Source organism: uncultured Nisaea sp. (assembly GCF_963974195.1).
In the GTDB taxonomy this organism is placed as follows: Bacteria; Pseudomonadota; Alphaproteobacteria; order Thalassobaculales; family Thalassobaculaceae; genus Nisaea.
Genome location: NZ_CAXBDC010000013.1, coordinates 32,218 through 44,098 on the forward strand (window position 1 = coordinate 32,218; position 11,881 = coordinate 44,098).

The 11,881-nt window shown below is 60.7% G+C and carries 13 protein-coding genes; 7 read left to right on the forward strand and 6 right to left on the reverse strand.

Going from position 1 to position 11,881, the window contains the following annotated elements:
• Nucleotides 1–89: 89 nt before the first annotated feature.
• The 3 genes from AAC126_RS04855 (at nucleotide 90) to AAC126_RS04865 (ending at nucleotide 1,935) form a co-directional block, all read left to right on the forward strand.
• Nucleotides 90–854: a phytanoyl-CoA dioxygenase family protein gene (locus AAC126_RS04855; protein WP_339850604.1), complete on the forward strand. Its 765-nt coding sequence runs from the start codon at nucleotides 90–92 to the stop codon at nucleotides 852–854.
• Between the two features lie 113 nt (nucleotides 855–967).
• Nucleotides 968–1,609, forward strand: coding sequence for a LysE family translocator (locus tag AAC126_RS04860; RefSeq protein ID WP_339850605.1), 642 nt, complete (start codon nucleotides 968–970; stop codon nucleotides 1,607–1,609).
• Nucleotides 1,610–1,614: 5 nt separating this feature from the next.
• Complete coding sequence (locus AAC126_RS04865; RefSeq protein WP_339850606.1) at nucleotides 1,615–1,935, forward strand: putative quinol monooxygenase; 321 nt, start codon at nucleotides 1,615–1,617, stop codon at nucleotides 1,933–1,935.
• 27 nt (nucleotides 1,936–1,962) lie between these two features.
• Here AAC126_RS04865 and AAC126_RS04870 read toward each other — a convergent pair whose 3' ends face one another.
• Nucleotides 1,963–3,261 (reverse strand): transcription antitermination factor NusB, encoded by a 1,299-nt coding sequence (locus AAC126_RS04870; protein ID WP_339850607.1) that lies wholly within the window; start codon nucleotides 3,259–3,261, stop codon nucleotides 1,963–1,965.
• 190 nt (nucleotides 3,262–3,451) lie between these two features.
• Here AAC126_RS04870 and AAC126_RS04875 point away from each other — a divergent pair, with 190 nt between their 5' ends.
• Nucleotides 3,452–4,810 carry a methyl-accepting chemotaxis protein gene (locus AAC126_RS04875; RefSeq protein WP_339850608.1) on the forward strand — a complete coding sequence of 453 codons (1,359 nt, stop codon included), beginning with the start codon at nucleotides 3,452–3,454 and terminating at the stop codon, nucleotides 4,808–4,810.
• On the opposite strand, the gene htpX is transcribed toward AAC126_RS04875, so the two are convergent.
• Nucleotides 4,807–5,670, reverse strand: coding sequence for a zinc metalloprotease HtpX (htpX, locus tag AAC126_RS04880; protein ID WP_339850609.1), 864 nt, complete (start codon nucleotides 5,668–5,670; stop codon nucleotides 4,807–4,809). The two genes, AAC126_RS04875 and htpX, sit on opposite strands and share 4 nt — an antisense overlap.
• Before the next feature lie 118 nt (nucleotides 5,671–5,788).
• On the opposite strand from htpX, the gene AAC126_RS04885 reads away from it, so the two are divergent.
• Nucleotides 5,789–6,013 (forward strand): DUF1674 domain-containing protein, encoded by a 225-nt coding sequence (locus AAC126_RS04885; RefSeq protein ID WP_339850610.1) that lies wholly within the window; start codon nucleotides 5,789–5,791, stop codon nucleotides 6,011–6,013.
• Nucleotides 6,014–6,039: 26 nt separating this feature from the next.
• On the opposite strand, the gene AAC126_RS04890 is transcribed toward AAC126_RS04885, so the two are convergent.
• Genes AAC126_RS04890 through AAC126_RS04900 form a run of 3 tightly spaced genes read right to left on the reverse strand, consistent with a single transcriptional unit; the run spans nucleotide 6,040 to nucleotide 9,104 of the window.
• Nucleotides 6,040–7,002: an arginine deiminase family protein gene (locus AAC126_RS04890; protein ID WP_339850611.1), complete on the reverse strand. Its 963-nt coding sequence runs from the start codon at nucleotides 7,000–7,002 to the stop codon at nucleotides 6,040–6,042.
• Nucleotides 7,003–7,009: 7 nt separating this feature from the next.
• Nucleotides 7,010–8,161, reverse strand: coding sequence for a CoA transferase (locus AAC126_RS04895; RefSeq protein WP_339850613.1), 1,152 nt, complete (start codon nucleotides 8,159–8,161; stop codon nucleotides 7,010–7,012).
• Nucleotides 8,162–8,165: 4 nt separating this feature from the next.
• Nucleotides 8,166–9,104 carry a hydroxymethylglutaryl-CoA lyase gene (locus AAC126_RS04900; RefSeq protein WP_339850614.1) on the reverse strand — a complete coding sequence of 313 codons (939 nt, stop codon included), beginning with the start codon at nucleotides 9,102–9,104 and terminating at the stop codon, nucleotides 8,166–8,168.
• A gap of 188 nt (nucleotides 9,105–9,292) precedes the next feature.
• On the opposite strand from AAC126_RS04900, the gene AAC126_RS04905 reads away from it, so the two are divergent.
• Both AAC126_RS04905 and AAC126_RS04910 read left to right on the forward strand, forming a co-directional pair.
• Entirely contained in the window at nucleotides 9,293–9,802 is a 510-nt protein-coding gene (locus AAC126_RS04905; RefSeq protein ID WP_339850616.1) for a YHS domain-containing (seleno)protein, read from the forward strand.
• Nucleotides 9,795–11,333 (forward strand): HAMP domain-containing sensor histidine kinase, encoded by a 1,539-nt coding sequence (locus AAC126_RS04910; protein ID WP_339850617.1) that lies wholly within the window; start codon nucleotides 9,795–9,797, stop codon nucleotides 11,331–11,333. The genes AAC126_RS04905 and AAC126_RS04910 overlap by 8 nt, the downstream gene beginning before the upstream one ends.
• On the opposite strand, the gene AAC126_RS04915 is transcribed toward AAC126_RS04910, so the two are convergent.
• On the reverse strand, nucleotides 11,253–11,864 hold the full coding sequence (locus AAC126_RS04915; RefSeq protein WP_339850619.1) for a LysE family translocator: 612 nt from the start codon (nucleotides 11,862–11,864) through the stop codon (nucleotides 11,253–11,255). The genes AAC126_RS04910 and AAC126_RS04915 overlap by 81 nt on opposite strands.
• Nucleotides 11,865–11,881 lie beyond the last annotated feature (17 nt).

Here is an 11,881-nt window from a genome sequence, read left to right on the forward strand (position 1 = left end):
GAAGTCTGGCGCTCAAGTCTGATAGCATTTGTGATCTGACGCACAGGCTTCCAGTTTAAACTTTGCGCACGCCCTGAAAAGACCGGTTAATGATCAATCTTTCTGCATACGAACATGACGGTTTTGCCATCTCGGGCCCGATCTTTGATGAGGACGATCTCACCGTGATGCGGGGAGCCGTCGATAGCCTGCATCAGCGCGCCCTCAGCGGAAATGAGCCGGATCTGTCTGACGCATGTGTCTTCGAAAGGGCGCAGCCAGCACGCAAACGCAACGGCCGGGAACTGGCGGCGGATCAGGACGCGGTTTTCATCCTCGGCGACCCCACACGGTTCGATCCGGGATTGCTGAAGTTTATCATCGACACACGGCTGACAGGCATCGTCGCGCAGGCGCTCGGCACAGCGGATATCGTGCTGCATTTCGCGAACATCACGTCGAAAGCTCCGAAAATCGGCAGCGGTATCAGCTGGCACAGGGATTTTCCGAACAAGTATATCTGCCCGGCAGAGCCGGAAATGCTTCGGATCATGATCTGCCTTGACGGCATGCAGACGGACAACGGCGCGACTGCTTTTGTCACCGGATCACACAAGAGCAGCATTTCGGCAAACGAAGTTCCGGCGAACGATCCCTGCATCCTTACAGCTCAATGCGCACCAGGCGCCATTGTCGCAATCCATCCGCTCGTCCTGCATGGAGGAACCCCGAACGCATCGGCACTTCAGCGCCGCAATCTCGTTCTGCAATGGGGTGTGGCGGAGTGTCCACTTATGACGGAAGCCCGGGAATCCGTAACCGGCATGACGCCCGCGGAAATGGCGGCGCAGCTTTCGTCACATCAGACGGCATAACGGGAAAAAATCGGTCGGAACCCCGCTGAAACGGCGTTATTGACACGCGTGGAATTTTGCCATAACTTAAAAGAACAAAACATGAACATTGAATTATCCATACGGAGCAAGCCATGCAGGATCTCGCTTTTTATTTCCCCGGAATTTTGCTCGCCTACTCCACCTTTCTTCTCGCCATCGCAAGCCCCGGCCCCAACATCCTTGCCGTGATCGGCACATCCATGGGCGTGGGCAGACCGTCCGGAATTGCCCTGGCGATGGGGGTGGCAAGCGGTTCGTTCACATGGGCCTTGCTCACCTTATTCGGCCTGTCAGCCGTTTTGACGGCCTATGCGTCACTGCTTCTTCTGATAAAAATCTTTGGCGGCATCTACCTGCTCTGGCTTGCCTTCAAATTCTTCAAATCCGCCGCATCCCTGCACGATATCGAGGCGAAAGAGCTGAGCGGCGCACGGCTTCGCCCCGCCGGCTATTTCAAGCGCGGATACATCATCCAGATGACCAATCCTAAAGCCGCGCTGGCCTGGATCGCGATAATCTCTCTTGGATTACAGGACGGCGCGCCGTTTTCGGTCGGCATCGCGATTGTCGTCGGCACCTTCATGATGTCGATCGCTATCCATGTTCTCTATGCCGTAATGTTTTCCACACCGGTCATGGCCCGGCTGTACAGCAGATCGCGCCGTGTGATCGAGGGCGTGCTCGGCACCTTCTTCGCCCTCGCAGGCCTGCGCCTGCTGGCAAGCCGGAGCTAAGCGCCATGACTTACACAGACCCCGCCGCCGCAAATCTCAATGAGGGATTTGTTGTCGCGATCAACATCGTGGCTAAGGAAGGTCAGGGCGATGCTGTTGCCAATATCCTGCAAGGGCTGATCGAGCCGACAATGGCGGAAGAAGGCGTGAAATTTTTCATGCCCTACCGCTCGCCGACCGACCCATTGTCATTTTTTGTCTATGAGCTTTACGTGGATGAAGCCGGCTGGGAAGCGCACAACAACGCGCCGCACTTTCTCAGCGTCGTGGACGAGCTGGTTGCGCTGGCGGCGCACCGCCAGCGCGTCCCTTTCGTTCCCATGTAAGCTTGCCGGAGCGGGTTTTAACCCTCTCTAGACCCGCCGGAAACGCGCGACGAAGAACCCGTCGAAACCGCCCAGCTCCGGATAAAGATGCGGGCCGGTGCGGACGTCACCATCCGCAGTCAGCAGCTTGTCCAGTCCGCCCAATTCTTCAACCGTTACCGGATCGCGTTCAAGCGGCAACTCGGCCAGCGCGCGGGCGACTTGTGCTTCGCCCTCTTCCGATTGCTGGGAGCAGGTGCAATAGACCAGCCGTCCGCCCGGCTGCAGCATCCCGGCCGCCTTCGCAAGCAGCTTCGCCTGCAGGGTCGTCAACTTGTTGAGGTCGCCAATACCCTTGGCATGCAGGATATCCGGGTGGCGGCGAATGGTGCCGGTCGCCGTGCAGGGCGGGTCGAGCAGGATGGCGTCAGGCCTGTCGGGCGCTGTCCAGCCGGTGATATCGGCGACGGCGACACCGGCACGGAGCCCCATGCGGTCCAGGTTACGTTCCAGCCGCTTCAGGCGCTTGGAGGAACGATCAACCGCCAGCACATTGGCGCCCATCGCCGCGAGCTGCAGCGTCTTGCCGCCGGGTGCGGCACACAGATCGAAGACCCGTTTGTCTTTGACATCGCCCAGCAATTTGGCCGGCAGTGCGGCGGCGGCGTCCTGCACCCACCAACCGCCTGCGTCAAAGCCCGGCAAGCCTGTGATCGCGCCATCGAATTCACGGCGGAGCGTCCCCGTCGGCAGCAATGTGGCTTCCAGCTTTTCCGCCCATGCTTCCGGATTGCTTCTGACGGAAATATCGAGCGGCGGCTGGGTCAGGGAATATTCGGCAATGGCATGTGCGACCTCGACACCAAAGGAAGCCTGCCAGCTTTCGATCATCCAGGGCTGGTAGTTTATCTCGACCGGGAATTCCTTCAGACGCTCCACGCCCTCGCGGGAGACCCGGCGCAAGACAGCATTCACGAGGCCCTTGAATTTCGGGTGCCCCCGGCTTTCCACCAGCGTCACCGCGCTGTCGACGGCCGCATGCGGCGCGACATCGAGAAACAGCAGCTCGGCCACGGCAAGCCGGAGAACGTCATGCACAACCGCCGCCTGGCGCGGCAAGGGCTTCTCGATCAGGGTTTCGATCAACGCATCGATCTGGCCAAGCCGGCGCAATGTCATGCCGACAATGGTGCGGGTGAAACCCCGATCCCGGCGCGGCAGCATGTTGAGACCGTCATGCACGGCCAGCGCATCATCCAGCGGCGTGCCCTTGGTCAGCACCGCACGGAGAATATCGAAGGCGACGCTCCGGGCAGCGGAGACGTCCTGTTTTCGCTCTGTTTCCATGACCGTCGCTTACCCCAGCCCCAATTTTCTGACCAGCATTTTCGCAGCAGAGCCGCCATGCAGTCTCAAAAAAGCCACCCCAGACCACCGGCCAGGATGGAGCCAGGGTGGAGGTTGTGTGCGTTTGGTATTTCTTAACCAAGACGAACGATGCTGGTACGGGCCTCCGAAATGCGGAAAGGATAAGGCTTTGACCGAACCCATTGCCCTCGACGACATCGTGCTTGTGCCGGACTCCTTTATCGACGCCCTGCTGACCCGGAACGCGGACCTGCTTGAACCTTATCTTGGCGATAGAACGGCTGAGGTTCTCGCTTCCTTCCAGAGCCACTCGCAAGATGCCGAAGGACAGCTCAAGCAATGGGTCGAGATGTCTGTGACCGCGAATGACAGCGTGCGCCAGGTTGCCGAAATGACCCGCTCCGTCAGAGAGGTCGATTCCCGCACCCAGTCGATTGCCTCCGCGGTCGAAGAGCTTTCGGCCACCGTAAACAGTATCACCGCGACCTCTGAATCCGCCGCGGCGGAAGCTCAGGAAGCCGTCGCCGTGTCCGATACAGGGAAGCAGGCCGCCGCCAGCGCGGTTTCCGCCATGGGCGCGGTCTTCGAGGTCGTGCATTCGGCTGTCGAAAAGGTCAGCGCCCTGGCCGAAGCCTCGAACCGGATCGGCCAGATTGTCTCCACCATCGAAGCCATCGCCAAACAAACCAACCTGCTGGCCCTGAACGCCACGATCGAGGCCGCCCGGGCAGGAGAAGCCGGCAAGGGCTTTGCCGTGGTCGCGGGCGAGGTCAAGACCCTCGCCAACCAGACGGCCGAAGCCACGGACGATATCCGCTCACGCATCACCGAGCTCCGGTCGGAGATGGACACGATTGTCACCGTCATGAAGTCTGGCGCGGAAACGGTCGATACCGGCCGGCAATCCATCGAGACGGCGGGATCGGAAATGGAACGCCTCGCTGGCGGCATCACCTCCGTTACCGACCGCATGGAGGAGATTTCCGGCATTCTGATCGAGCAGCAGTCCGCAACCGAGGAAATCGCCGGCGGCGTCGGCGTTATCGCCCGGATGAGTGCCGAGAATGTGTCGCTGATCGACGCTGCGATCGACTCTCTCGAACGGACCGCGCCGATCATCTCGACGAGTATCGATGCATATGTTCAGGAAGGGGCACCGAACGCGACGATCCATGCCGCGAAGTCGGACCATATGATCTGGATGCGCCGCCTCGCCCAGATGCTTGCCGGGCGCGCCTTTCTCAAGCCCGACGAGCTGGCGGATCACCATAGCTGCAGACTTGGCAAATGGTACGATGCCCAGACAGATCCGCAGCTTACGGGACATCCCGCCTGGACCGCCCTCATCGGCCCGCACAAGGAGGTTCATCGTGCGGGCATTGCCGCCGCCGAAACCTTCATGTCAGGCGATATGGATGGGGCGATCCGGCTGATCTGGGATGCCGGAGAGGCTTCCAGGGAAGTCATGCGCCTGTTGGACGAGTTGTCCGGCCACGTGACGGAACAATCCGGCACAGAAGAGGATTAACCCCACGGCCCTCTGCCTGTATTTGCCGCACCCGCCATCCGCTGCAGGGCGGCGATCCGGTTCTGCGTGTTCGGATGGGTGGAGAACAGGCTGTCCACGGCATTGGCGTGCAACGGGTTGATGATGAACATATGCGCGGTCGCCGGGTTCCGTTCAGCGGCGTGATTGTCGATTGCCGCCGCGCCCTTCTCCAGCTTGCCCAGAGCAGATGCGAGCCACAGCGGACGGCCGCAGATTTCCGCACCGATCCGGTCGGCCTCGTATTCCCGTGACCGGCTGATCGCCATCTGCACCAGCATGGCCGCCATCGGCGCCAGGAACATCATCGCCAGCGTGCCGATCAGCCCGAGCGGATTGTTCCGGTTGTTGCCGAAGAACAGCGCGAAATTCGCCAGCATGGAGATGGCACCGGCGATAGTCGCCGTAATGGTCATGATCAGGGTATCGCGGTTCTTCACATGCGCCAGCTCATGCGCCATCACGCCCGCGACCTCTTCCCGGTTCATCCGCTCCAGCAGGCCGCGCGTCGCGGCCACCGCCGCGTTTTCCGGATTGCGCCCGGTGGCGAAGGCGTTCGGCTGATCCTGTTCGATCAGATAGACCTTCGGCATCGGCAATTCCGCCCGTTCCGCCAGGTGCTGGATCATGTCATGGAACCAGGGCAGGTCGGCGCGGCTGATTTCCCGCGCGCCATACATGCCGAGCACCATCTTGTCGGCATTCCAGTAGGTGAAGAGATTCATGCCGGCCGCGAAGACCAGCGCGATCATCATTCCCGCCTCGCCGCCAAGCATGTAGCCGACGCCGAGAAACAGCGCCGTCATTCCGGCCAGAAGCAAAGCGGTGCGTGCGTAACCCATCGATCCCTCTTGAAGATTCCCGTTCATCCGGCAACACGGCCGGAACGAATGTTAAGTGGGCATCGCGGAGAACGTATCAAGACTTGGCGCGGCGCTTCCGAAGGGGCATATATGCGCCATGAGCGAGACCAAACGCACCTTCACGCAAGTCACCGTCAGCGGCACGAAACCGTCACCGGACAGGGCACCGAAAGCCGTTGATGCGGGGACCTTCGTCACACCGCCGCAACTGAAACCGGAGACCAAGGGCATTCCGGACAGCGAAGAGATCGGCGGCTATGACGGGCCCGAGCCGACCCGGTTTGGCGATTGGGAACATAAAGGCCGCGTCACCGACTTCTGAGCAACGCGGCCTTTGCCGTTAAGGCGTCAGGAAACCGCCTCGCGGTGAACCACACCGGTGAGGCAACCCATTGCCCCGGCGGCTTTCACCAGCTCCGAGCAATCAACCGTCACGCATTCGATCCCGGCATCCTCATAGGTCTTCTGCACGCTGTCGTATCCGGCACACATCAAGATCTTGCGCGGCGCCAGGGTAACGATGTTCATCGCCCGGTTCAGCTCAAGATCCGGGCCTTCCGGCAGCCAGACGATCTGATAACCGCGCTCTTCCAGCGCCCGCACCGTGGCGTGCGGCGTGCGGCGCCACCAGCAGACAGCGAGATCCTTGTCGACGATCCGCAGCAGCCCCATGAAATGCATGCAGCCGAACGGCATGTCGACCGGCAGCACCTCTACGCCCATCTCGATCAGCGCCTCGTCGATCTGGGCCACGGCCTCGGCATTGGTACGCTGTCCCATGCCGACCATCACCGTCTCCGGATCAAGCCACATCGCATCCGCGCCCTCGAACAGAGCCGTGCCGCGCAGGGTGCGCAGGATCGGCACGCCCATATCGGCCAGCCGCCGTGCGATCAGACGCTCCTCGCCTGCCCGCACCGTCGATGCCGGGCGAGCCAGAATGGCACCTTCCGGCGTCATCACGAACAGATCGGCACAGAACATCTGGTTCGGCGTCGGGGTTACGGGCGGGTCGACGTAATGCACCTCGACACCGTTCGCCCGGTAGGCTTCCGCGATCCCGTCATGCTGGGCACGGGCCAGGCCGAGATCCACCGGCGCCAGCATCTGCACGGCGTCCGGGTCGTTGTGGGAGATATCCAGCTCGGCACCCGGGCGATGCATGATCACGCTTTTCAGCGGCGCCCATTCTGTATCGATACCCGACGGCGCCCAGAGATCGCCGATCTCCTCGCGATGGGTGCGTTCCCGTCCGGACCAGCCCGGCCCGCCATAGGCTGACGTATTGAACAGCCCCTTCCGATCACTCATACCTGATTTATCCTGTTTTCTTGACCGATGGTCTCAGCGACGCCAGCACCTGATCCGTATCGCCGCCGAGAGACGGGACAGGATGACGCAGCTGTGCAGGCGTGTCCGAGAGTTTGACCGGGAACCCGGTCATGCGGATGGTCGTACCATCCGGCTGCGGCACATCCAAGACCAGATCCTGTGCCAGCACCTGCGGGTCGGTGAACACTTCCTGCAGGTCCATCACCCGGCCACACGGGCAGCCCGCCTTGTTGATCGCCTCGATCCAGTGATCGACCGGCTGTTCCGACATCCGTGCATTGATATGCTCGTTCAGGGCTGGACGGTTCCGCACCCGGCGCTCGTTCGTCGCGTAATCCGGCTGCTCCAGCAAGTTTCCGAGCCCGATGCATTCAAGAAACCGGACGACGAACGCATCATTCGACGGGGCCACGGCGACCTGGCCATCGGATGCGGTGAACAGACCGTAGGGCGCCACGATCGGATGATCGTTGCCTGTCCGCTTCGGCACCTCGCCGGTGGCGAAATATTCCGCGGAAAGATACCCCAGCATGCTGATCAGGCCGCCAGTAAGGGAGGATTCCACCCGCTGCCCCTTGCCGATCCTCTTCCGGGCATGCAGCGCGGCAAGCGTGCCGAACGCGGCATAGAGGCCCGCGATCAGGTCGCTCATCGGCGGCGCAGCCCGCATCGGATCGCCGCCATCCGCACCGTTCACGCTCATGAACCCGCTCATGGCCTGGGCGATGAAATCGAAGGAAGGCCGGTCGACATAGGGCCCCGTGGAGCCATATCCGTTGACGCTGGTGACGACCAGATCGGGGTTCAGCGCATCGAGACGCGCCTGATCGAACCCCATCTTGTCCAGCACACCCGGCCGGTAATTTTCCACCAGCACGTCAGCGCCCTCGATCAGACGGGCGAGGGTCTCTTTCCCCTCGTCCGTATAGAGATCGAGAACCACCGATTTTTTGTTCCGGTTGAACTGGGCGAAATACCAGCTCACCCCGTCACGGATAATCCCCTGGCCGCGCACCGGATCACCGGCGGGCGGTTCGATCTTGATAACGTCCGCGCCCATATCCGCCAGCATTTGCGTGCAGAACGGCCCGGCCAGAATGCGCGTCAGGTCGATAACCCTAATGTCGGAAAGCGGCATGGGATCAGCCCACCGCCGTCTGCACATCCCCCATGTCATGCAGGTCGAGCCTCGGCCCGGCCTTCATCACCTGCCCCGGCAGCGGATGCTCCAGCGCCTCTTCCACAATATTGGCGATCTTCATCAGTTTGCCGAGATCGATGCCGGTTTCGATACCCATTTCGTTCATCAGATAGACCAGATCCTCGGTGCAGATGTTTCCGGTCGCCTTCGGTGCGAACGGGCAACCGCCGGCGCCGCCGAAGGAGCTGTCGAAATGAGTGACGCCTTCATCAAGCCCGGCCACCACGTTCACCAGACCAATGCCGCGTGTGTTGTGGAAATGCAGATGGATCGGCAGGCTCGGCACATGCTCTTTCAGATACCGCACATTGCGGGTCACCAGCGGCGGCGTCGCCATACCCGTGGTATCGCCGAGCGCAACGCCCTTGAAGCCGAAATCGACGAAATGCTTGGCCACATAACCAAGCCGCTCGGCCGGGACATTCCCCTCGAACGGACATCCGAAGGAGGTCGCAATCGCGGCGGAGACCGGGATCTTCGCTTCCTCCGCTATCTTCGCCACCTGGGCGAAACCGGCGAGCGACTCGTCAACGGTCCGGTTCACGTTCTTCTTGTTGTGGCTCTCGGAGGCAGAGACAAAGACGATCATCTCGTCAACACCGGCCTCGGCGGCGCGGATCGCGCCCTTCACGTTCGGCACCAGAGCGGCCATCACAGCGCCCTTGGACCGGTCAACGCCATTCAGGACATCCAGCACGTCCGCCAGCTGCGGCACGGCGCGCGGCGAGACGAAAGAGGAGAACTCCATGCGCTTGACGCCGGCATCGACCAGATCATTGATAAGCTTGATCTTCAGCTCGGTCGGAACGAATTTTTGCTCCGCCTGAAGGCCGTCCCGCGGTCCGACCTCAGTAATTTCCACCCGTGTCGGCCTTGCCATTTTTTTGCTCCTGTTGAGTGTCGTTTACGACGGATTAGCATTTCGAGGGCATCCTAGCCAATTCGACGACACGTACCAGCCGCCGTGTCGGAACAAATCCTGTTCCGTAACCCGGAGACGGAACAAATGTTTAGGAATTGGTAAGACATTTTCCGGATACTGATTTTGATAATAATTCGCGAGCCCCAATGATGTATCGAAGCCAGAGCATAACCCGCCGGAATCCCCGGATTGCGCCTTTCATAACCGCGTTTGTTTTCGCGGCCCTGTTCTGTTGCGCACAGGCGTTCGGTGCCTCACCCGATCAAAACCTGGACGATAACGGGCTCGCCCTGCGCGGTTACGATCCCGTGTCTTATTTTTCGGACAATCAGGCGGTACGCGGGAAATCGGGTATTTCCACCGAGCATGGCGGTGCCACTTATTATTTCACCAGCGAGGCCCATCGCGAGGAGTTTCTTCAGGAGCCGCGGCTCTATGAAGCTAACTATGGCGGTTTTTGCGCTTACGGCGTTGCCGTTGGCCAGAAGTTCGACGGTGATCCGGAAGTCTTCATGGTCGTCGAGGGCAAGCTCTATCTGCAGCTGGACAGGGCCACCCAGACCTTGTGGAAATCTGAGCTGGACAAGAACATCGCCATTGCAGACCGCACATGGCCCGTCATCAAGCCGATCCCGGCGGCAGCCCTGAATGAGTAATCCGCCCTCCCATCAGCACCGTACCCTGGAAAGCGTTCGCCTGACATCGATCAGTGCGCGCTACCTCACGCGCTTTGTGCCGATCATCCTGGTGATTTTCACAATCCTGATTTCCATCTACGGCACGGTCGCTTATCGGGAAGCCCTCAGCAGCCTCGAGTCCAAGCTCGACACCCTGATTTCCCGGCAATCCCTGCTGATGGGCGAAGCGGTGGCGGAAGGCCGGAACGACCGGATCGGGCTGCTTGTAGCGCAAACCATTGCTGACCGGGATGTCGCCACCATCGCGGTGCTCGACAATACTGGCGCCGCGTTGAACCAATATGGCCAGATGCCCGCCCCCAAGGGCTCCCTGACCCGCACTGTCGCCATCAATCATATAGGTGAAAACAGCTTCAACAGGGTTGGCACACTCATCATCAGCATGAGCGAAGAGCCGGCCATAGAGCGGCTGACATATACCCTGTTCTGCATCACCCTGCTTGGCGCCGCCCTGCTTGCAGCGGCCTCCGTCGCCGCGCATCTCGTATTACGGACAACGGTGAGCCAACCGCTCGACAAGATGCTGACAGCCATCCGCATCCAGCGGGAGAGCGGCGCGCGTATTCCGATCGACTGGGATAGCCGGGATCAGATCGGTCAGGTCGTTTCCGCCTATAATTCCCTGCAATTGCGGCAGACGAAAACGGAAAGCGATTTGACCCGGCTGCGCCTCAAGGCCGAACGCGCGCACCAGTCCAAATCCGATTTCGTCGGGCGCGTGATCGAGGAACTCCGTACCCCTCTGAACTCAATCGTCGGGTTCTCCGAGATTGTCAGCAGCCAGCGGTTCGGCCCCGACACGATCCACCGCTATCTCAGCTATGCCGGTAACATCAACCAGGCGGCACGGCACCTGCTGCATCTGATCGAGAATGTTCTGGATCTGACCCGGCTGGAAGGCGGCGAAGTCGAGCCTGTTTTTGCCCCGGTCAAGGTCGAGATGATTTTGCGGCGCGCGGAAGACACCGCCGCGTCCCTGTCGCGCAACAAAGGCGTGCGTCTGATTGTCAATCATCCGACGCCCGGCTATGTGCTCAATCTCGATGCACAACTTACCGGCACGCTGCTCTCCAAACTGCTGGAAAACGCGCTCAGCCACACCCCCGAGGACGGACGGGTAGAGCTGACTTTCTCCGTCTCCCCGGGCGGCACCGCGTCCTTCACGGTACACGATAGCGGCAACACGATCCCCGAAGCGGAAATCGAGCGTCTGCTCATTCCCCTCGCCGTATCCCATGAACTTGATGAGCGCCGTTTCCACGGTACCGGGCTCAGCCTGCCGATCTGCAAAATCCTGGCGGAAATGCATGGCGGCACACTCGAAATCACGAACCCTCCCGCAGGTGGTTCGGCCGTATCGTTCCTTCTGCCGCCGTCACGCGTGACCGAAACTCCGGACACCGACCCGTCAGCGGGTGACGATATAAAGTCCGGCGCCGATCATCGCGCTTCCCGCGCTTCTGTTCAGCACCTTCACCGCCCGGCCTGAGCGGAAGATCCGGCGCGCCCTGGCGGCCATGAATCCGTAAAAGTTATTCACCAGCAGAACCGCCGAGACGACGATGGCGGCAAGGATGGTAATATCCGGCGCGGTCAGCAGTTCAAGATCGACAAAGGTCGGCAACAGCGCTCCGTAAAACAGGATCACTTTCGGGTTTCCCAGCGTGATCAGGACGCCCGCCATGATTTCCCGGAACATGCCTTTCGATGCCTGCGGCCGGGCATCCAGGGGTTCCGGCTTGGCCAGCCACAATTTCGTGCCGAGCCAGAGCAAGTAGGCCGCCCCGACGAATTTCACGACGATGAATATATCGCCGAGCAACTCGGCAATGATCTGCAGTCCGAAGATCGCCAGCATCAGGAAGATCAGGTCCCCGATACAGACACCGAGATTGTACTGGAACCCCGTCCAGAACCCGGAGGCAAGAGACTTGGCAATGGTCGTCAGCATGGATGGCCCGGGCGTCAGCATCAGGATGACCATGCCAAGCGCAAAAGCGAACGCGGTTTCCAGTGTCATGATGTGGTTCCTGTCGG